Genomic DNA, 21060 nt, shown 5'->3' on the forward strand with positions numbered 1-21060 from the left:
CTACTAAAAAAGTGTAATAATTCAATTTTTTCGAAAAGGTCGTTATGACCTTTTTTGTGTATTAGTGAATCGTTATGTGGGATTTTCACTTTTTAAAAAATCTATAGTATAATAAAGGGAAAAATCATTTTTGTAGGAGAAATAATGAGTTCGGAAAAAGGCACTTTAGTGAAGAATGTAGATGACCAACAGTTCATTTCAGAGAAATTAGATGATAAAATTTCCATAAAGAAGAATTATATCTGGAATATGTTGGGAACTATTTCCTCTTCTTTAATTTCAGTTATTCTCTTACTCTTGGCTTCTAGACTTCTTGATTCTCGAAATTCAGATATTTTTAGCATTGCATACGCACTAGGTCAGCAGTTCTTTATTCTAGGATATTTCCAGATACGTAATATGCAGTCTACAGATGTTCAAGAAAGGTACTCATTTGTTTCCTATCATAATACACGTATAGTAACAGTTATTATGATGTTATTAACCTCTCTTGGATATATTTTTGCACAAGGGTATAGCTTTTATAAAGCAGTAATTATATTACTCCTAGTATTATACAGAGCAATCGATGCCTATTCAGATGTTTTTCAGGGATATTTTCAGCAACGAAACAGATCAGATTTAGCTGGAAAAGTTCAGTTCTATCGAAGTTGGGTTTCTATATTAAGCTTTGGATTAAGCTTGGTCCTAACAAAATCACTAATGATTTCAAGTGCTATTATTTGTTTGATAAATATAGTTCTTATAGCTATCCTTGATTATAGAATCTCTACTAGAAACTTTGAAATTAATTTTTGTCCATCAATTTTAAAAGATAACAGTAATATTATCTCTATTTTAAAAGAAGCATTTCCTTTGTTTCTAAATGGTTTTTTGATTACTTATGTCTATAATGAAGCTAAGATTGATATTGATTCTCTCTTGGCTCAGGGGCTATTTTCAAATGGTATTCAACGAGACTTTAATGTGTTGTTTATGCCCGTCTTTGTTTTGTCACTCTTATTTTTCGTTTTAAGACCTTTAACGACCCAGCTCTCGATTTATTGGTACGAACAGAAATATAGTCTGTTTTATAAACAGGTTTATCTCTTATTTGCAACTATGACTGTATTAGGTACGATTATTATCGGTCTAGGTTATCTAATAGGTACAGAGATTCTAGGGCTTGTCTATGGAACGTCATTGATAGAATATAAAGTACCTTTTGTGATTCTCCTTGGGGGAGGAATACTCAATGTCTTAGCACTTGTTATTGATATAGTTATGACAATTTATAGAAAACAAACTTATCTTGTGATTGCCTATATTACTACCTTTATTGTAGCTAAATTTATCACGATGCCGTTTGTAAAGGGAGAGGGGATTATGGGTGCATCATTGTCATTCTTAATTTCAATGATTATCTTTTTTAGTACTAGTTTGTTAATTTATATTTGTGTAAATAATAACGATAAAAGAAAGAGAAGTTAATGAATATTTTATTTACGTTAAATAACGCTTTTGTTCCTCAGGTGGCAACTTGTATGTGTTCAATCTTTGAGAATAATAAATCAATGGATGAGATTGATGTCTACTTACTAAATACTGATATTTCTGAGGCTAATAAAGCTAAACTACAAGAATTCACTAAACTTTATGGTCGTTCAGTTCATTTTATTACTCTACCTAATCTGAAGAGTTTGATAGATTTTGATTTTGATACAAATGGTTGGTCACCAATTGTGTTGGCACGCCTTTTAGTTGACAAGCTTTTACCAGAAGATATCGATAGAATTTTGTATTTAGATGGCGATACTTTGGTATTGGAGAGTCTGGAATCTCTTTGGAAATTAGACATGGGTAACTGTTCAATCGGAATGGGACCTGAATCTACAGTTGATGCAGGACGAAGAGAATTTCTAGGCTTGGGAAAACAAATGTATTGTAACGCTGGGGTCCTACTTATTAATTTGGAGAAATGGAGGGAGCGTAAACTTGGAGAGAAAGTTCTAGAATATTATAAAAAACATGATGGTAATCTTTTTGCTAACGATCAAGATGCAATTAATGGATCTCTAAAGGATGAGATTTATGTTTTTTCTCCAAAATATAATTTCTTCAATATTTACTTCTTTTACCCTTATAAGGTGTTAAAAAAACTTTCTTTACCTGCTGAGTTTATTAGTAGACAAGAGTTGCAAGAATCTATTAAAGGTCCAGTTATTGTTCATTATTTGGGAGAAGAGCGTCCATGGAGAAAAGGAAACACGCATAAACTCAGAAAAGACTACCTATATTATCTTGAAAAGACTCCATGGTCTGAAACTCCGATGGAAACTGGTTGGGAATTATATTTTATTTGTTTTAGGATTTTCAATATAGTTATGAAACCTTTCCCAATGTTACGTTATAAGATAATTAATTCACTCATACCAGCATTCATGAAATATCGAAAAAAACAACTTCAAAAGAATAAAAAATAGTTGTATTGAATAAAGAAAGAAAGTAATACATGAGAGTTTTAATGATAATTCCTGCCTATAATGAGGAGGAAAGCATTTTTGACACGGTAACGAGTATCTTGAGTTACCGCAAGAAAGTTGATTTTGATTTGGACTATGTTGTTATTAATGACGGATCAACAGATAAGACAAAACAGATTCTGGAAGAGAATCATTTTAATGCTGTTAACCTTGTGATGAATCTTGGGATTGGTGGTGCGGTTCAAACAGGCTACAAATATGCACTAGAGCATGACTATGATGTAGCAGTTCAATTTGATGGCGATGGCCAGCATGATATTGAATCCTTGTCAGATTTACTAGAGCCAATTCGAAAAAATGAAGCAGACCTAGTTATTGGTTCTCGTTTTGTTGGTGATGTTAAGTCGGAATTCCAAACGACTTTTATGAGACGTTTTGGAATTAGTGTTATTTCCAATCTTATCAAATGGACAACTGGACAAAGAGTTTTAGATACAACTTCGGGTTACCGTTTGGCTGATAAAGCTGTTATTAAACAGTTCGCTAAGCGTTATCCAATCAAGTATCCAGAACCAGAGACTATTGTTCATATTTTGAAACGTAAATATCGAGTTGTTGAACGACCAGCAAATATGTTTGAACGTACTGGTGGCGTTTCTTCCATTACGCCCATTAAATCGATTCGATATATGCTTGAAGTATGTTCGTCGATTGTTATTGCAGCCTTTATGAAGGAGAGTGAATAATGTCAGTTTTATCTATTGTGATGTTGGTAGCTTCCATCTTTTTCCTTTATCTAGTCATTAGAAATATTAATAAGAATAATATCTTATTTGAACAGGCTTTCATGTGGATTGTCATCAGTCTGGTATTGATTGTTATTTCTATTTTTGATGTTATTCCTGGTTATTTTGCTAGGTTACTTGGATTTGAATTGACATCGAATTTTTTACTTTCGCTAGCTATTTTTTTCTTGTTAGTGATCGCTTTTTTACAAACCATGACTTTATCAAAACAAAAAGAACAGATAAAGCATTTGGTTCAGGAATTATCTATTCTCAAAAGTCATGTAGAAGAGAAAGAGGAAAAGAATGAAAGATAATCATACTTGGGTGATTTGCGCTTATGGAGAAAGTGATTATCTAGAGACTTGTATTCAATCTTTGAAAAATCAAACTCTCCAATCAAAAATTATCTGTTATAGTTCAACACCACTTGATTCGATTAAGGACCTTTGTCAGCGTTATGCTATCCCATTTTATACGAAACAAGGTGGAGGAATTGGCAAGGATTGGAATAACGCCATCTCTTTTGTAGAAACGAAATATGCTACCATCGCCCATCAGGATGACTATTATGAGCCAAGTTATGCAGAAAAAGTATTGTCCAAGATGGATAAGTGTAGTGATGTTCTAATCGGATATTCTGATTATTTTGAAGAAAAAAATGGTCTAAAGATTCCTGCCAACACCAATCTAAAGATTAAAACCTTAATGCTAAAAACAATGAATCTTTTTCCTAGCAGTCATTTTTGGCGTAACCGCGTAATGGCTTTTGGTAATCCAATTTGTTGTCCAGCTGTCACCTATAACCTTGAAAAATTGAAGAATTTTTATTTTGATGAAGGAATGAAAGTTAGCCTTGATTGGTATGCCTGGTACAAGATTAGTGAATATAAGGGACGTTTTGTTTATGTGTCAGATAAGCTAATGTGTCACCGAATTCATGAGGAATCTGAGACTTCTAAGACTATTGCTGATAATTCTCGTAGTAAAGAAGATTTGTATATGTACCAACTCTTTTGGCCAAAATGGATAGCAAATATTCTTATGAAACAGTATGTAAAAAGTCAGAAGACGAATGGATAGTGTACAAAAAAATTATAAAGCAGAATCATTTCTGCTTTTTTTTGTTGCTCAATAGCAAGAGGACTTTTTCTTTTTTGTATAAACTATAGTATAATTAAGGTGGTATGCACTTTCAAAGATTACTACTTTAGTCAATCTTTGAAGCTTACTAATATTAGTAATTTTCAGGTACTAATTGATATTTTGTTAAACAAAATGGATGGAAAAATGAATAATTTAATCTCAGTGGTTGTGACTTGTTACAATCATGAAAAGTATATTGAGCAGTGTCTGCGAAGTGTTTTTAATCAGACCTATACTAATATCGAATTAATCGTTTTGGATGATGGTTCGACGGATAGTTCAACTCAAATTATCCAAGAGGTTTTGAAGGATTCACCTTTTGAGACAAGATTTGAAACTCATGAAAACCTTGGGGTAGTAAAGAATCGAAATTTAGGATTAGAGCTTATAAGAGGTGACTATTTGCTATTTGTAGATAGTGATAACTACCTCGATGCGGATTATGTGGAACAGTTGTACAGTAAGTTGACGGAAACAAATGCTGATATTGCGTACTGTGATCTTTTTAATCCAGAAAAAGAAGAGTTCTACCTTAAAAGCCGTGAATTTGACCTAACTGCCTTTCTAAATGCTAGTTTTATTGATAACTGTTCTTTAATTCGTAGAAGTATTATTGGAAATGCTCGTTATGATGAGATGTTAAATCGTAAAAAGCTTGAAGATTATGACTTTTTATTGAACTTAATCATTAATAACGGTGCTAAAGCGGTATATCAACCAAGCACTAAGCTTAATTATCGTGTCTTTGAAACAGGATCAATTTCTGGACGTGACTCCGTTCGCTACCATTATGAAATCTATCTTGACATTCTTGAGAAGTACCTTGATAAGCTTCCTCATGAAATTTACAAGGCAGTTTGTGAGAACCTCATGGTTTTGGAAGAGCGGTTGGATAGCTTGCTTAAACATCACGATGATGTGACAGACTATGTTAATCGCTTGAAAAAAGAACGTGACCAACTTGAACGAAGCTTGAAAAAAGAACGTGATCAACTTGAACGAAGGAAGTATACACAAAAGCAACTGAAAGATGCCCATAAAGAAATGGAGCTTATCCGAAGTTCGCTGTCATATCGTTTAGGGAACGCCCTTATCACTCCTATAAAGACAGCTGTAATAATTGCGAAGAATCCAAAGGCTATTAAAAATTATTTGAGAGCTTTAAAAGTCAAAGTGATACAGTTACGTCGTCGAATGACACCTCTTAAGGTTCGCCAGTTACGACGTCTCAGAAATAGTCAACGCTCTGCCTTGTCCCATAATGGTAAGAAAGCGTTGGTTTATGTTATTTTTGAGTCTGAAGCTCGTCTTCAAGAATACAAATTACATTTCTTGCAAGCCTTGGCTCCATTGGTAGATGATGTTATTGTCGTTGTCAATGGACAGCTTCATGATGATGATATTAATACCCTTGAGGCCTACGGTAAGGTTTTGACTCGTGATAACAGGGGATATGATACTGCGGCCTTTAGAGAAGGGATTTTTGCCTTTGGTAAAGACAAGCTTAAAGATTACGACCAGCTCCTCTTGGTGAATGATACTAATATTGGTCCGATGAGAGATTTGTCTCAAGTATTCCAGGAAATGGCTGACAAGCAGCTAGATTTCTGGGGAATCTCCTTTGGAGAAGAGCAAGAGGATGTTACTAGAGAGAATCCTTATGGCTACATTCCTAAGCATCTTCAATCTTATTTCCTAGTTATTGAAAAGCTCATGCTAAATGATGATGCCTTTTATGAGTACTGGGCGCATTTGACGGATACAGATTCTCGTGATAAGGCTATTGGTCGACATGAGACACGTTTTACCAAGCATTTTGCAGATTTGGGATATCGTTTCGATGCTGTTGTGCAAGAATACGAAGACTCTGCCATGTATATCCACCCGCTTAAGATGCTCAAAGCAGGTAGTCCTTTGGTGAAATACACGGCTCTGAAAAATTATGATGAAGACCAGTTCTTGTGGCAAGGTCTGGACCGTGATTCGGAAGTCCCTGACTTGTTAAAGTTTGTCGCAGAAGAAACAGACTACCCAGTGTCAATCTTGGAAGATATTGTGAATAAATTTAAGGCGGTTCCACGTGATCAATATATTTTATTGATTGATGGGGTTGAAAATATTATTCCGCAATGTACCCGTTATCGTGTCTTGAACAAGGCAGAACAATTACGTAAGCATGGTTTCGCAGTCAAAGTTGTTAACCTATCTGATTTCCAACTGTCGATGGCTCAAAATGCTAGTCATATCATCATCTACCGTTCACCAATCTCACCTGAACTTTTGCGTCTCTGTCATTTGGCTAAGGAATTTGGAAAACCTGTCTTCTTTGATATAGATGATTTGGTTTTTGATACGGTTTATACAGACCAATTGAGTTATACGCAAGGGCTTAATTCGGTTGAAAAAGGAAACTATGATGCAGGCGTTCGAAATTATGGTTATATGCTAGAAAACTGTGATGGTGCCATTACTTCGACTAACCAGTTGCAGGAGGAACTGTTTAAGTATCAAAGTAAGGTTTTACTTAATCGAAACTTGGCTTCTGATGACTTAATCGCTATTAGTAGTCAATACATCAAAGGTTACTCTCAAACATCCGATATTGTTAAGATTGGTTATTTCTCTGGTTCCATTAGTCATAATGAGAATTTTGAATTGATTAAACCAGCTATTAAAGAATTGCTTACAAAATATAGCAATGTCCAATTACATATTGTCGGAATTCTTGATATTCCAGAAGATATGAAGCCCTTTGAAAATCAAATTGTAACTCACGATTATGTGGACTGGGATAAACTGCCTGCCTTAATTAGCGAGGTTGACATTAACCTAGCACCGCTTGTGGATTCTATCTTTAATCGTGCGAAGTCAGAGATTAAGTGGATTGAAGCTGCCTTGGTGAAAGTACCAACAGTAGCAAGTAAGATAGGAGCTTTCTCAGATGCAGTTGTTGATGGTGAAACAGGATTGTTAGCTACTGACAAACAGTGGTTCGACAAGCTTGAAGCCTTGGTTTTATCTCCAGAATTAAGACAGAAAATTGCAGATGCTGCTTATCGGGCTGTTCTTGAAAACTGTACCTTAAGCAAGAAAGATGATATGGTGACTTATTTTGAACAGAATTAAACAAATAAAAGTTGAAAATTTATTTTTCATCTTAGCGACGATTTTTATTTTCTCATTTATGTTTGTATTTCCAATTAATCGTGTGCCAGATGAAACAAACCACGCGCGTATGACCTGGGAGACCTTCCATAAACCAACCGATACATCATTTAAGTGGATGGATGAGATTCCAAGTAATGATAAGGTTAAGTTAGCGGAATATAAACAAATTTTTGCTCAAAAGATTGATATGAGTAAGGAACCCTTTCAATTTGGTGTGAGCTTAAAAACAATCTCCTTTATTCCACAGTTGATAGGGATGACGATTGGAAGTTGGATTAGTCCCACAGTTGGGATGATCATCTATATGGGGCGTATCTTTAATGCACTGGCTTATATATTAGGAATTTACTTTTTAATACGTTATTTCAAGTATGGAAAGACTGCTTTAATGTTTATTTCACTTTTACCAATTATGGTTCAGCAAGCTTCATCACTTTCTTATGATGTGATGAACTACTTGGAAGTGATGTTGGCTCTTGGTTTTATCACTAATCTTGCCTATTCTAAACGGTTTACCAATCGTAATTTTATACAGGTGGTAGGTCTAGCGATTTTGCTTCTAGCAACCAAGCCAAATAATATTTTATTGTTGGGTTTGATTCCGTTTGTGCCTTTTGAGTTTGAAGGTGCCTTAGCCTTTCTAAATCGTCCAGTGCAATCCGTTAAGACCTTTATTTCAAAATATAAAGCAGTTTTCTACCTTCTCTTTGTAGTCGGCCTTGTAGTGGTTCTTCAGTTCTTAATGAAGAATCAGGGCGGTCTTCGTCATTATGGCGAGGTTTTGCGTAATACACTCTTTAATCCTGAGTTGAATGACAATTTGAATGGTATCTTGTCGCTTGGTATGTTCGGTTATCTTGGTAACCTGACTTTGCAAATGCCACTTTGGTTAATCTTTATTGATATCGTAGTTCTTACTATTTTATTCCTATCAAGTAAGAAGGATTTCTTTACAAAAGATTTTGCTAATGCCTCTTGTATTCTCTTCATACTAGAGGTTCTAGCTGCTGTTACAGTAATGTATATTGCGTGGACACCAATTGTTCTTGGACAGGGAGCTAATATATCAGTTGGTGCTCAAGGACGTTATTTTACGCCATTTATCATTCTCTTGTTACCGTTAATTGCTAATACAGCTAAAGTTGATTTAGCTCGACAGAAAAGATTGAAGATAGCAACTCTGACTTTAATTGCTAATTTCTTAGTGGCTATTTATTTGATTCTTTTCCATTATTGGGGGGTATTTGCATAATTTATGACTAAGACAATTTTATTTATATCTCCGACGGGGACTCTGGATAATGGTGCCGAAATTTCTATAGTCAATCTTATGAAATTTCTTGTAAAAAAAGGTTATCGTGTATTAAATGTTTTTCCTGATTACAAGGTGCCGTCTCAAGAGGAATATCAAGTAGAACTTCAGAAAGCAGGGATTGAAACCCACGGTCTTTCAGCTGTCAAATGGTGGTGGGAAGAAGCACCGGGTGGTTCGCCAGGCAATCATTATAAGCGTATTCAAGGCTACAAGAAAAATATTAGAGACTTGAAGAGGATTATTATATCTGAAGATGTAAACCTAGTGATATCAAATACTGTGAATGTTTTCCAAGGTGCACTTGCTGCAACTTTTGAGAATGTCAGACATTTTTGGTTGATTCATGAATTTCCTGAGGGAGAATTTGGTTACTATAAAGAAAAACTTGACTTTATAGACAAGTTTTCTGATGAGATTTTTGCTGTAACAGGAGCGTTGACCGAGGATTTACAAAAGCATTTCCCAAATAGGAAGATTTATTCTTTTGCACCCTATACTCAAATTGAAACCAAAGAAGGGGTGTCACTTGGATCCAACGACCACCATCGTATCGTTTCAGTTGGTCGCTTGACTCAGAGAAAGAATCAGCTTGAGTTGATTAAAGCTTTTCAAATGCTTAATCTAGCAGGCACTGAACTTGTATTTTTAGGTGCATGGGATGAGGATTATAAACAACTCTGTGATGATTATATTGCAGAGCATAATTTGAAAAATGTTTCATTTATGGGATATTTAGATGATCCTTGGTCAGAGATTACTGATAAGGATTTAGCTGTTTTCCCGTCGAGTATGGAGACGTTTGGTCTTGTTTATGTTGAATCTGTTTTAAATGGTATTCCAACGATTTTATCAGATAATGCGGGACATAAATCAGCCTTCGAGTATATGAATGAGCAAGGGCATATCTACCCTTCGGGGGACTTGGATACCTTAACTAGCATGATTTCAGAGGTCCTTGGTAGATTTGACCAAGAGAAACTTGAAGCAGTAAAAGCTGTTCCAAGTTTAAAAGAGAGATATTCTCTTGAGAGTGTCTATGCTAATATTACTGAAAAGATTGAGGACGATGAATTGCGTCATAAAAAAGTAAATCAGAAAGAGATCGATTTTTTAAACAACCGAAAAGCACTAACGAAAAGTGTGAAATCTGCTGTAAGAAAATTATTTCAGCTTAAAAAAATGAGTTAGAGGTTTAAATGTTTCAATGATTGAATTTATGTCTAAGAAAAAATCTTTAGTCATTTATACTATGTTTTTAATAGTATTGATCTATGGATTAAAAATTGCAAATACATCTTATGGAATGGATACCAATTGGTTTATTCAAAATCCATCAGGCTATATGAATTATTGGATAAGTATTGGACGTTTTGGCGAGGTGATTCTAAAAAAAATATTTTTGAAAGAGTTCACCAATATATATATGATAAATACCTTAACTTGTATACTTTTAGGGATAACTTCATTATATTTAACTTATCTTTTTAGTGATTATATAGAAATTAGAGAAAATAAGAAAGATACTGTCAATAATTATGTGTAAACACTCAAGTAGAGTTGAAGAATGTTAATCAAATAAGCTTTCAAGTGTGTCAGCACATTGGCCAAACCCTTTATGGATGCGTTGATTTTGCTTGAAATTATAATCTTCAAACAGGGTAACTAAATAACGTTCCAGAGCCTCCTCGTTAGGAAAAAGAACCTTCTTTTTCGTTTGACGTTTGATTTCTTTGTTAAGAGACTCAATGAGGTTTGTCGAATAAATGCTATGCCAAATCTGGTAGGGAAACTGATAAAAAGTTAAAAGATTATCCGTATTCTCCAGACTTTCCATGACTTTCCTATACTTTGGTTTCCATTCGGCGATAAAGTTCTCTAAAATTTGCACTGCCATTTCTAAATTTTCAGCACGATAAATCGTTTTAAATTGCTCCAGAATAACCGCTCTATCTGCTCGTTTCACTTTACTAGCTAGATTTCGACTAATATGAATTAAGCAACGTTGTTGTTTAGCTAATGGGTAAGCCTGATTGATAATCTGTTCAAGCCCCTTGAAGCCATCGGTCACTACAAGAGAAACCTGTTGGATTCCTTGGTTTTGAAGCTTGTCTAACAGGGTGGACCAAGAAGCATTGTTTTCATTTGGGGCGATTTCATATCCAAGAACAGCCTTCTGTCCTTCTGGTGTAATGCCAAGTGCGATATGAATACATTCTTTACTAACGGTTCCACGTCTTAAGGGGAGATAGGTTCCGTCAAGAAATAAAACAGAGTAATTGGCTTCTAAGCTTCGCTCATGAAAAGTAGCGACATTCTCCTGAGTTGCTTTTGAGATATTAGAAATTGTGGCAGGACTATAGTGATGACCATACATTCGCTCGATGATATCACTAATTTCTCGAGTCGTTACACCGGTTTGATAGAGTTTGATAACCATCTCTTCCAAGTGGTCATCTCGACGTCCATAAGCGGGAAGCAAAGCTGGACTAAAGTTCCCATTACGATCTCTAGGAATACTCAACTGAACAGTCCCATATTTGGTTTCGAATTTCCGTGCATAGCTTCCGTTACGACTATTCCCAGAATTATAGCCTAATTTATCGTAAGGTTCATACCCTAAAAAGGCTGATAACTCTGCTTGAAGCAGATCATTCATTGCTGTTTCAAGAGAAGTACGGAAAAATTCATCAATATCTTGCTTTTGGGCTAGGAAGTTAAGTAGTTCTGTGGTAAACTGAGTCATAGGAATAAATCTCTTTCTAGTAATGTTTTGCAACTCTACTATAACGGATTTATTCCTTTTTGTGTTTACACAACTTATTTTACACTACCATAAGAAACTTTTTATAGTTCCTAGTCTATTTACTATAAGCCAGTTATTTGTTTTTCAATATTATTTTGTTCTTCATAATTTTGAGTTTTCGCTGGCAATGTTACTGACTGTTATAGTGGCTAGTTATTGCTTAAAAGTGAGAACTTTTTCTGGATTAAAAAAATAATCATTTATATTATCCTAATTAGCCTAATGACCTTAGTTATAGGTGTCTATCAAACATTTATTTTATTCTTCATACAGATAATTGTTGCGATGCTTTTGTTGGAATATAAGAAATCAAAATTCTCTTTTTCTGAATTAATAGTAAAAGCTTTTCCTAGTGTACTAGTTTTACTATTAGGCATAGCTTGTTATTGGTTATTAGATAGACTTATTGTCTTTGCTCTGAAAACAACACATGCTAATCACTCCTTAGGAATGATAACGTGGTTTGATAAGTCATTTGTAGATGGTTTATCAAGTTTGAGAGTGGCATTTACTTCTATGTTCCCCACTTTAGGTGATACACCGAATATTTATGGCTTTAGTTTTATAGTAGGAATTTTATTTGCTTTTCTTATCTTAATAATTTATTTCTATAAAGGATATGATGTTAAGATTTGCTCTTTGTTACTCTTCTTGTTATTCTTTGCTGGTCTGGGAATTGTTATAGCTTCAGGAACTCTACCTACTCCGAGAAGTATGGTGCCCCAATACCCTTTTTTAATCGCATTTATTGCATTTTATTTGAGTATACTTATAGATAATGATAAATTAATAACTAATGTTATTCTTGGTATAGTGCTCTTATTAACGTTTACTCAGGTAAAAATGTCGAGTAATTTAGTGGTTGCTGAAGATGCAATTTTCAGAGAAGATCAACAAAAAATTCAACTAATTTATCAAGCAGTTGAAAATTTACAACTTGAAAATAAAAGTGACTATAAGTTAATGATTATTGGTTCCTCACCATCTAAGAATAAACAAAGATTTGGTAATTTTGGAGATTTGGTAGGAGTTTCTATGTTTGAATTTGGAGGAACGTATGCAATTTCTACTAACATTGTTTCAATAATGGAAAACATGGGGATGTCATACCAATCACCAACATATGAAGAGTATATGAATTATTGGAAAAATAGGACAACTTTGGAGCAAAAAAATACTGATTTTGGTATAGAGGTTATAGATAATATGATTATTGTTAAAGTTACTCCTAACTTATAAAAACTTTTTCTGATTTTAAAACAAACTATTTTTATCAAAATTTGATTATGGAAGATAGCCGTATAAAGACAGTTTTGGCTGTCTTTTTTGTTTTTCTATTTCAGTCCAATCATGCAAAATACCTTCCAAAATGGTATAATAAAAGCTACTGTGTATAATTGTGTGTATTTGAGAGATGTGACGAATGGAGGTAAACTTTGAAGGATATTTTTATCATAGGTAGTAGAGGTTTGCCTGCTCAATATGGTGGTTTTGAGACATTTGTTGAGAAGTTGGTTTCTCATAAGGTATCGCCTGCTATACGTTATCACGTTGCTTGCTTATCTGACGAAAGTACTGGTAACCATTTTGACTATAAAGGTGCGGATTGTTTTACGGTCAATCCTCCAAAGCTAGGTCCTGCGCGTGTCATAGCTTACGATATGATGGCTATCAATTATAGCTTGAAACTTATTAAAAAAGAGGGAATTCAATCCCCAATTTTCTATATTTTAGGAAATACCATCGGTGCCTTCATTGTTCATTTTGCCAAGAAAATTCAGTCCATTGGTGGGATTTTGCTAGTCAATCCTGACGGTTTGGAATGGAAACGTGCTAAGTGGTCTAAACCTGTTCAAAGCTATCTCAAATACTCTGAAAAAGAGATGACAAAGTATGCGAACTTAATTATTTCTGATAATCGAGGCATTGAGACCTATATTCGAAATACTTATCCGTGGTCTAGGACGACTTTTATTGCCTATGGAACCGATTTATCAAAGACGACTTTGACTGCTGAAGATAGTTCTGTTCGAGATTGGTATCAAAAATGGCAGACGCAAGAAAAAGAATATTATTTGATATTGGGGCGTTTTGTACCTGAAAATAATTACGAAACTGCGATTCGAGAGTTTATGAAGTCGTCTACAGAGCGTGATTTGGTTATCATCTGTAATCATGAAGGAAATGCTTACTTTGATGAACTACGACAGATTACAGGATTTGATAAAGATAAACGTGTGAAGTTTGTTGGTACTGTCTATGATCAGGATTTGCTTAAGTATATTCGCAACCAAGCCTTTGCTTATATTCATGGACATGAAGTAGGTGGAACGAATCCGGGCTTATTAGAGGCCTTGGCTCAAACGGACCTCAACCTTATTTATAATGTAGACTTTAACCATCAGGTTGCTCAAGAGACTGCCTTGTATTGGAATAAAGAGGATGGGAATTTGTCTCAGCTTATCGATTCTGTAGATGGTCAAGTGTCATTTGAGGACTTGGGAAATGCTGCTAAAGCAAATATGAAAGAAAATTACACCTGGGAAAAAATCGTGGGTGAATACGAGGAGCTATTTTTATCATGAAAGTAACTATTCTCATGTCTACTTATAATGGCGAGAATTTTTTAGCAGAGCAAATAGAGAGTATTCAGCAACAGACTTATACGGATTGGACCTTGTTAATTCGAGATGATGGTTCTAAAGATAAAACAAGAGAGATTATCAAACGTTTCGCTTTAGAAGATGATCGCATTACTTTTATCAATCCTGATCAAACTGAAAATTTAGGTGTAATAAAGAGTTTCTTTACGCTTTTGAAGTATCAAGAATCTGACTACTATCTTTTCTCAGACCAGGATGACATCTGGCTACCTGAAAAGTTATCTCTTCAGCTTGAGAAAGCGAGTAGATACTCATCTGATAAACCACTTTTGGTATACACGGATTTAAAGGTTGTGAATCAAGATTTAGAGGTGATTCATGAGAGTATGATTCGTACTCAATCTGACCATGCTAATACTGAGTTGGTTCAAGAAATGACAGAAAACACTGTTACTGGCGGTGTGTCGTTAATTAATCATGCTCTAGCCGAATTATGGACTGGCGAGGAACCCAATGAGCTTCTGATGCATGACTGGTATTTAGGTTTGCTTGCTTCAGCATTTGGTCATCTGGTCTATATTGATCAACCAACAGAGCTTTACCGTCAGCATGCAGATAATGTTTTGGGTGCTAGAACTCTTCGAAAACGTATGCAGAATTGGATTCGACCTCAGACTTTATTTAATAAATACTGGAAGTTGATCAAGGCTAGTCAGAGTCAGGCAGAAAACCTTCTTTCTTTGCCACTGGATACTGAAAGTAGGGAGTTGGTTGAAAACTTTGTGACTATTATGGATCAAGGATTAAGAGAGCGTTATCACCGTCTGAAAACATATGGTTATCGTAAAAACAGGGCTTTTCATACCTTTGTATTTACGAGTTTGATTTTGACAAAATTCATGTATAAGGAGGACTAAATGAATTTCTTTAGTCAGAAAAATAGGATTTTACTTAAGGAACTGATTAAAACGGATTTTAAATTACGTTATCAAGGTTCTTTCATTGGTTATCTTTGGTCTATTTTGAAACCTTTGATGATGTTTACAATTATGTACCTTGTCTTTGTTCGTTTCTTGAGATTTGATGATGGGACACCACACTATGCAGTAGGATTGCTTTTGGCTATGATTTTTTGGGGCTTCTTTACAGAGGCTACCAATATGGGGATGCTTTCCATTGTTTCACGAGGGGATCTCTTACGTAAACTTAACTTTCCAAAACAAACAATTGTTATCTCATCTGTACTAGGAGCTGCGATTAACTTTTTGATTAATCTTGTTGTTGTCTTCGTATTTGCTTTGATTAATCATGTTCCTATTGGGTTTAATACCTTGGTTATCATTCCTCTTTTCATTGAAGTACTATTGATGGCAATGGGAGTTGCTTTTATTTTATCAGCACTCTTTGTTAAATATCGTGATATTGGTCCAGTTTGGGAAGTAGTACTTCAAGCAGCTATGTATGCAAGTCCAATTATCTACTCAATCACTTATATTCTTCAAAGAAATCAAGAGTTTGTTGCTAAGATTATGATGCTTAACCCTATTGCTCAGATTTTACAGGATATGCGTCATTTTATCATTGACCCAGTTAATCCAAGAGGATGGGATATTATCAACAATAAGTTGATTGCCTTTGTTCCTTATGCGATTCCTGTAGTGATTTTTATCATTGGTTTCCTTGTCTTTAATCGAAATGCTAAACGATTTGCGGAGATTCTATAATGTCAAATAATATTGCTGTAAAAGTAGATCATGTAAGTAAGTATTTTAAATTACCAACTGAGGCGAGTCAGAGTTTGAGAACGACTCTAGTCAATCGCTTTAAAGGAATTAAAGGGTATACTGAACAACATGTCTTAAAAGATATTTCTTTTGAAGTTGAAAAGGGTGATTTCTATGGAATTGTTGGACGTAATGGTTCTGGTAAGTCAACGCTTCTAAAAATTATTTCTGGGATTTATGTTCCGGAGAAAGGTAAAGTTACTATTGATGGTAAGTTAGTATCTTTCATTGAACTTGGGGTTGGGTTTAACCCCGAATTGACTGGTCGTGAGAATGTCTATATGAATGGTGCTATGCTCGGCTTTTCAACGGAAGAAGTGGATGCCATGTATGATGACATTGTAGACTTTGCTGAACTTCATGATTTCATGAATCAAAAGTTGAAGAACTACTCAAGTGGTATGCAGGTTCGTCTAGCCTTCTCAGTAGCTATCAAGGCCCAAGGTGATATTCTTATCTTGGATGAAGTCTTAGCTGTAGGTGACGAGGCCTTTCAACGTAAATGTAATGATTATTTCATGGAACGTAAGCAATCTGGAAAGACAACTATCTTGGTTACCCATGACATGTCAGCAGTTAAAAAGTACTGTAATAAAGCAGTTTTGATTGAACATGGTTTAGTCAAGGTTGTCGGTGACCCAGATGAAGTTGCTAACCAATATAGCTTTGATAATGCTGCTGGTCAAAAAGTTTCGAATGACGACGTTGTTGTTGAGAATCCTAAGATTACTAATCTTCAAGTAAAACTCTTGAATGATAATATTATCAGTCCTGATCAAGATATTTCATTTGAGATTTCATATGATGTCAATGAGGAAATTGAGACCTATATTGCATTTTCATTGACAGATATTGACCGTGGTATCTGGATCTACAATGATAATTCTATGGACAATAAGACGAGTGGTTCTGGAAGAAAAACACTCACATATAAGTGTAGTCTTGCCCATCTTAATAATATCAAGCTTAAGCTTCAGGTTTCTGTCAGAGATAAGGATGATCAGATGATAGCTTTTGCTGATTCAGATAACTCACCAATTATTCTCTTGAATCGAAATGATATTGAGGATGATGATAAGTCTGCTAAAGATTCTGCAACTGGTATGGTTCAGAGAAATGGAAAATGGGAGATTCAAGAATAAATGAAACGTCTCTTATTGTATGTTCATTATAATAAGTACGACGAATTAAGTGGTCATGTGCTCTACCAATTGGAGCAACTTCGACCACTTTTTTCTAAACTTATTGTGATTTCAAATAGTCAACTAACAAAGTCTGCAACATCAACCCTCAAAGAGACTGGTGTGGATGAGGTTATCCAGAGAGAGAATTTAGGCTTTGATTTTGCAGCCTGGAGAGATGGTATGGCTCATATTGGATTTGAAGATTTAACAGATTATGATTCCGTTACTCTCATGAATGATACTTGCTTTGGTCCTCTTTGGGATATATCTGACATCGTTGAAGGATTTGAAGAGCGCCCGAATGTTGACTTTTGGGGAATGACGAATTTTAAAAAGACCAAATATTTCGATGAGCATCTGCAAAGTTATTTTATATCTTTCAAAAAACATGTTGTCGATTCAGAAACCTTTCAACAATTTTGGACTTCTATAAAGACTTTTACCGATGTTCAAGATGTTATTGACAATTATGAAACTAAGGTTACCAGTGTTCTTACTGAGGCGGGGTTTCGTTATGATGCTGTCTTTAATACCGTTTCTGAAGAGACTGGCGATTTAATTCACCCGGATTTTTCTTACTATAGACCGATAAGTACACTTGAACATAAGGTACCGTTCATTAAACTAAAAGCATTTACTGACAATGAAAAAAAAGGGAAACTACTTTTAGACTATATTACTAAGCTATCGGCATATCCATTAGCACTAATTAAGTCCCATCTTAACAGCTACCATTCGCCAGATAGCTTAGTCATTTTAGATGAGAAAATCATTGAACCTTCATTTCATTCGGTAAGTGGGAAAGGCTATCATTCGGCTATCCATGTACATATTAGTGACCTTGAGAGACTAAAAGTTTTCTCTGATAAAAAGTTATCTGCCTTTTATTATTTCACTTTATCAAGCCATTTGGATAAAAATATCGTTGAGAACACCTTATTAAATAGCTTTGATAAAGATAGATTTCAGCTAGTCTCTCAAAAATTTGATAATCATTACTATGCCTTAGTATCCTTGGCATCTCAGTTTAGCGAGTATGACTTTGTTGGGCATTTTCACACAGAAGACTTTGGAAATGAGGGCAAATTTGTTGATGAAGCTACAAGACTTGCTTTAGTGAATATGTTATTAGATGAAGAGAGAGTGGCATCAATCTTTGACCATTTTCCAGAGGTTGGTCTGGTTTTTGCTGATTTATCAAAAGAACTCTATTGGACAGATGCAATTGGTACTTTAAATCAAAATCAGGCAGCTAAACTAGATAACGAATGTCAAAAAACAATCAAAAATTCACTTCATGTTTTTCAAGGATCTATGTGGTTGTCAAAAGATTTTTTGGAAAAAATTATTCTAAAGGATAATCACATTTTCTATAACACTGACGAAAATACTCTCCCTTATCTTTTCTATCGAAAAGCTTGGGATGTAGGAATTGATTATCGCATTATTTCTTCCGAAAAAACATCTTTTGCAGAACGTTATAAGCTCCATCTTATTGAAATGTCGCAGGTAGCAGAACCACTGACGTTAAAGAAAAAATTTTCAGCATATCGAAAAGCCTTGTTAAAGAAATTAGGTTTAAAAAAATCCTCAGCTGTGTAACTTCCCCCTCCCACTTACGAATAATTAAGTAGGAGGTTTTTTCTTATGTATAGTATTGTAGCTGAGGAGTCGGGGCTTTTGCCTCGTGAGCGTCTCTTACAAAAGGGTGCAGAGGTCTTGTCTGACCAGGAACTGTTGGCGATAGTGCTGCGAACGGGGACTAGGTCTGAGTCGGTCCTATCCATGGCCAACCGTATTTTAAAAGGAATGACGAGTTTGGCTGATTTGTCTCGCTTGTCTCTGAATGAGCTTCAGGAGATTCCTGGTATTGGGCGTGTGAAATCCATTGAGCTGAAGGCTATGGTGGAGTTGGCTAAGCGGATTGAGAAGGCTGAGTTGGCTCGTTCTGAGCAGATTATGTCTAGTCAGCAGGTGGCACGTCGCATGATGTTAGATATTGGTGACAAGCCTCAGGAGCATCTGGTGGCCATCTACCTTGATACGCAGAATCGTATTATTCAGCAAAAGACGGTCTTTATTGGTGGGGTTCGCCGTTCGATTGCCGAGCCGCGTGAGATTTTGTATTATGCTTGTCATCTGATGGCAACTTCCTTGATTGTGGTCCACAATCATCCTTCGGGGGAAGCCTATCCTAGTCGCAATGATATTGATTTTACTCAAAAGATTAAGAGGTCCTGTGACGACTTGGGAATTTGTCTTCTTGACCATCTGATTGTTGGAAAATCAACTTATTATTCCTTTCGTGAGGAGAGGGAGGATTTTGAACTTTAAGTAGAGTCTATAAAGACACAAGAAAAGCAACTGAATGCAGTATCAGTTGCTTTTAAAGTTCGTTTACAACGTATTCAAAGAGTTTGAGGTCTTCTTCACGTTTGTGTAGGAGAAGTTCTGGATGCCACTGAACACCAAGGTAACGAAGATCTGGTGTGTTTGATTCAACAGCTTCGACAGTATTATCCTCAGAGTCACGCGCAATAACACGGAGGTCAGGGGCCAAGTGTTTTGATACTTTGATGGTGGAAAGAGTTGATAGAGGTTTCACGTCCGTAGATTTCAGCCAACTCACTGTTCTCATCAACAATAATCTTATGGTAGAGGTAATCAGAAGGCTTGTCCTGCCAGTGATGCTCAATATCTTGATGGAGGCTACCACCTAGTGCGACGTTCATGAGTTGGGTTCCACGACAGATTGAAAAGATGGGTTTCTTCTGCTTAGTGGCTTCCTCAATGAGTGCCATTTCAAAGATATCCCGTTCGAGGAAGAAGTCATCTTCACTGGCATGGTTCTCTTCGTTGTAGAATTTAGGGTCAACGTTTTGTCCACCGATGAGGATAAGCTTGTCAATCATGGAAATATAGGTTTTAGCCTCCGAAGGTTCGGATACGGGTAGTAGGATTGCTAAGCCACCGGCTCTTTGAACTCCTTCTACAAAGCCAGATGGGGCATAGGACCATTTGATGTCTTTATGGGCTGGATTAGGTCTTACATTGGCTGTGATTCCGATAATTGGTTTAGTCATTGTTTCTCCTTGATTTTTCCTCTTCTTTCATGAAATAGAGTAGGGTTTGTAGTTCGCTAGTCAAGTCTACATATTGGACCACCACGTGGCGTGGAAGATTGAGGTTGACTGGAGAGAAGCAGAGAATGCCTTCAATTCCAGCATCAACTAAAAGCTCAGCCACCTCCTGTGCCTTGACTGATGGCACTGTCAGGATGGCCGTTTTGATATCTTCCTGGGCAATCTTGTCCTTGATTTGAGAGATACCATAGATAGGAATATTGTCTTCAGTCTGGCTTCCTACCAGTTCGTTATCGTCTGTATCAAAAGCCATAACCAGCTGCATGCGGTTACGTTCTTGAAAACGGTAGTGAAGAAGAGCACGGCCGATATTTCCTACTCCTACAAGGACCACCTTAGTTGTCGCATTATCATTAAGGAGTTCTGCGAAAAATGTCATCAGCTTACTAACGTCATAACCAAAACCACGACGACCTAACTCACCAAAATAGGAGAAGTCACGACGCACTGTAGCAGGATCAATTCCAATTGCTTCAGCAATTTGTTTGGAACTTGTTTTGTCGATATTTTCACGATGGAATCGTTTGAATATTCGATAATAGAGAGAGAGACGTTTAGCAGTAGCGTTTGGAATGTTTTTCTCATATGTCATTGATCGCATTTCCCTTCTTGAATTAATATGATTCACTTATATTATTTTAGGAAAGGTTTGTGAAGATTGCAACAA

Annotated in this window: 16 protein-coding genes and 3 pseudogenes; 16 read left to right on the top strand and 3 right to left on the bottom strand. The window is 35.7% G+C overall.

The window, feature by feature from the left end; all coding sequences use genetic code 11:
* The first annotated feature begins 144 nt into the window (after positions 1-144).
* The 9 genes and pseudogenes from MHH90_RS02780 to MHH90_RS02820 form a co-directional block, all read left to right on the top strand.
* On the top strand, positions 145-1470 hold the full coding sequence (locus MHH90_RS02780) for a lipopolysaccharide biosynthesis protein (protein ID WP_101415665.1): 1326 nt from the start codon (positions 145-147) through the stop codon (positions 1468-1470).
* Positions 1470-2462, top strand: a complete 993-nt coding sequence (locus MHH90_RS02785) for a glycosyltransferase family 8 protein (RefSeq protein WP_101415664.1) — start codon at positions 1470-1472, stop codon at positions 2460-2462. Before MHH90_RS02780 ends, MHH90_RS02785 begins: the two co-directional genes overlap by 1 nt.
* Positions 2463-2491: 29 nt before the next feature.
* Positions 2492-3208 (top strand): glycosyltransferase family 2 protein, encoded by a 717-nt coding sequence (locus tag MHH90_RS02790; protein WP_041827367.1) that lies wholly within the window; start codon positions 2492-2494, stop codon positions 3206-3208.
* On the top strand, positions 3208-3564 hold the full coding sequence (locus MHH90_RS02795; protein ID WP_011681441.1) for a DUF2304 domain-containing protein: 357 nt from the start codon (positions 3208-3210) through the stop codon (positions 3562-3564). Before MHH90_RS02790 ends, MHH90_RS02795 begins: the two co-directional genes overlap by 1 nt.
* Positions 3554-4330, top strand: coding sequence for a glycosyltransferase family 2 protein (locus MHH90_RS02800; RefSeq protein WP_101415663.1), 777 nt, complete (start codon positions 3554-3556; stop codon positions 4328-4330). The genes MHH90_RS02795 and MHH90_RS02800 overlap by 11 nt, the downstream gene beginning before the upstream one ends.
* A 207-nt stretch (positions 4331-4537) precedes the next feature.
* Positions 4538-7519 carry a rhamnan synthesis F family protein gene (locus MHH90_RS02805; protein ID WP_340725769.1) on the top strand — a complete coding sequence of 994 codons (2982 nt, stop codon included), beginning with the start codon at positions 4538-4540 and terminating at the stop codon, positions 7517-7519.
* A complete protein-coding gene (locus MHH90_RS02810; protein ID WP_101415661.1) occupies positions 7506-8813 on the top strand; it encodes a DUF2142 domain-containing protein in 1308 nt (435 codons plus the stop codon). The genes MHH90_RS02805 and MHH90_RS02810 overlap by 14 nt, the downstream gene beginning before the upstream one ends.
* A 3-nt stretch (positions 8814-8816) precedes the next feature.
* Positions 8817-10064: a glycosyltransferase family 4 protein gene (locus tag MHH90_RS02815; protein ID WP_101415660.1), complete on the top strand. Its 1248-nt coding sequence runs from the start codon at positions 8817-8819 to the stop codon at positions 10062-10064.
* Between the two features lie 16 nt (positions 10065-10080).
* Positions 10081-10395 (top strand): annotated as a pseudogene (locus tag MHH90_RS02820) (glucosyltransferase domain-containing protein); the annotation flags it as partial.
* A 48-nt stretch (positions 10396-10443) separates the two neighbouring features.
* Here MHH90_RS02820 and MHH90_RS02825 read toward each other — a convergent pair.
* Positions 10444-11619, bottom strand: a complete 1176-nt coding sequence (locus tag MHH90_RS02825; protein WP_340725732.1) for an IS256-like element IS1191 family transposase — start codon at positions 11617-11619, stop codon at positions 10444-10446.
* An 88-nt stretch (positions 11620-11707) separates the two neighbouring features.
* Between MHH90_RS02825 and MHH90_RS02830 the strand changes: the two are divergent.
* The 7 genes and pseudogenes from MHH90_RS02830 to radC form a co-directional block, all read left to right on the top strand.
* A pseudogene (locus MHH90_RS02830) lies at positions 11708-12918 on the top strand (glucosyltransferase domain-containing protein); the annotation flags it as partial.
* A 197-nt stretch (positions 12919-13115) separates the two neighbouring features.
* Positions 13116-14264 carry a beta 1-4 rhamnosyltransferase Cps2T gene (cps2T, locus tag MHH90_RS02835; protein ID WP_014608562.1) on the top strand — a complete coding sequence of 383 codons (1149 nt, stop codon included), beginning with the start codon at positions 13116-13118 and terminating at the stop codon, positions 14262-14264.
* Positions 14261-15199, top strand: coding sequence for a glycosyltransferase family 2 protein (locus tag MHH90_RS02840; RefSeq protein ID WP_101415658.1), 939 nt, complete (start codon positions 14261-14263; stop codon positions 15197-15199). Before cps2T ends, MHH90_RS02840 begins: the two co-directional genes overlap by 4 nt.
* Entirely contained in the window at positions 15200-16006 is an 807-nt protein-coding gene (locus tag MHH90_RS02845) for an ABC transporter permease (RefSeq protein ID WP_014608560.1), read from the top strand.
* Positions 16006-17208 (top strand): ABC transporter ATP-binding protein, encoded by a 1203-nt coding sequence (locus tag MHH90_RS02850; RefSeq protein WP_014608559.1) that lies wholly within the window; start codon positions 16006-16008, stop codon positions 17206-17208. Before MHH90_RS02845 ends, MHH90_RS02850 begins: the two co-directional genes overlap by 1 nt.
* Positions 17209-18852: a rhamnan synthesis F family protein gene (locus MHH90_RS02855; RefSeq protein ID WP_340725770.1), complete on the top strand. Its 1644-nt coding sequence runs from the start codon at positions 17209-17211 to the stop codon at positions 18850-18852.
* A 45-nt stretch (positions 18853-18897) separates the two neighbouring features.
* Positions 18898-19584 (top strand): RadC family protein, encoded by a 687-nt coding sequence (gene radC / locus MHH90_RS02860; RefSeq protein ID WP_011226324.1) that lies wholly within the window; start codon positions 18898-18900, stop codon positions 19582-19584.
* A gap of 52 nt (positions 19585-19636) precedes the next feature.
* Here the strand turns inward: radC and MHH90_RS02865 are convergent.
* Positions 19637-20333: pseudogene (locus tag MHH90_RS02865) on the bottom strand (gamma-glutamyl-gamma-aminobutyrate hydrolase family protein).
* Positions 20326-20985: a redox-sensing transcriptional repressor Rex gene (locus MHH90_RS02870; RefSeq protein WP_064355764.1), complete on the bottom strand. Its 660-nt coding sequence runs from the start codon at positions 20983-20985 to the stop codon at positions 20326-20328. Before MHH90_RS02870 ends, MHH90_RS02865 begins: the two are co-directional and overlap by 8 nt.
* Between the last annotated feature and the right edge of the window lie 75 nt (positions 20986-21060).

It is taken from the genome of Streptococcus sp. FSL E2-3488 (assembly GCF_038003585.1).
Classification (GTDB): domain Bacteria; phylum Bacillota; class Bacilli; order Lactobacillales; family Streptococcaceae; genus Streptococcus; species Streptococcus thermophilus.

Coding starts and splice junctions, on each gene's coding strand:
- MHH90_RS02840 (WP_101415658.1), top strand. CDS start 14,261: ATGAAAGTAACTATTCTCATGTCTACTTATAATGGCGAGAATTTTTTA.
- MHH90_RS02805 (WP_340725769.1), top strand. CDS start 4,538: ATGAATAATTTAATCTCAGTGGTTGTGACTTGTTACAATCATGAAAAG.
- MHH90_RS02790 (WP_041827367.1), top strand. CDS start 2,492: ATGAGAGTTTTAATGATAATTCCTGCCTATAATGAGGAGGAAAGCATT.
- MHH90_RS02870 (WP_064355764.1), bottom strand. CDS start 20,985: ATGACATATGAGAAAAACATTCCAAACGCTACTGCTAAACGTCTCTCT.
- MHH90_RS02855 (WP_340725770.1), top strand. CDS start 17,209: ATGAAACGTCTCTTATTGTATGTTCATTATAATAAGTACGACGAATTA.
- MHH90_RS02845 (WP_014608560.1), top strand. CDS start 15,200: ATGAATTTCTTTAGTCAGAAAAATAGGATTTTACTTAAGGAACTGATT.
- MHH90_RS02800 (WP_101415663.1), top strand. CDS start 3,554: ATGAAAGATAATCATACTTGGGTGATTTGCGCTTATGGAGAAAGTGAT.
- MHH90_RS02795 (WP_011681441.1), top strand. CDS start 3,208: ATGTCAGTTTTATCTATTGTGATGTTGGTAGCTTCCATCTTTTTCCTT.
- MHH90_RS02825 (WP_340725732.1), bottom strand. CDS start 11,619: ATGACTCAGTTTACCACAGAACTACTTAACTTCCTAGCCCAAAAGCAA.
- radC (WP_011226324.1), top strand. CDS start 18,898: ATGTATAGTATTGTAGCTGAGGAGTCGGGGCTTTTGCCTCGTGAGCGT.
- MHH90_RS02815 (WP_101415660.1), top strand. CDS start 8,817: ATGACTAAGACAATTTTATTTATATCTCCGACGGGGACTCTGGATAAT.
- MHH90_RS02785 (WP_101415664.1), top strand. CDS start 1,470: ATGAATATTTTATTTACGTTAAATAACGCTTTTGTTCCTCAGGTGGCA.
- MHH90_RS02850 (WP_014608559.1), top strand. CDS start 16,006: ATGTCAAATAATATTGCTGTAAAAGTAGATCATGTAAGTAAGTATTTT.
- MHH90_RS02780 (WP_101415665.1), top strand. CDS start 145: ATGAGTTCGGAAAAAGGCACTTTAGTGAAGAATGTAGATGACCAACAG.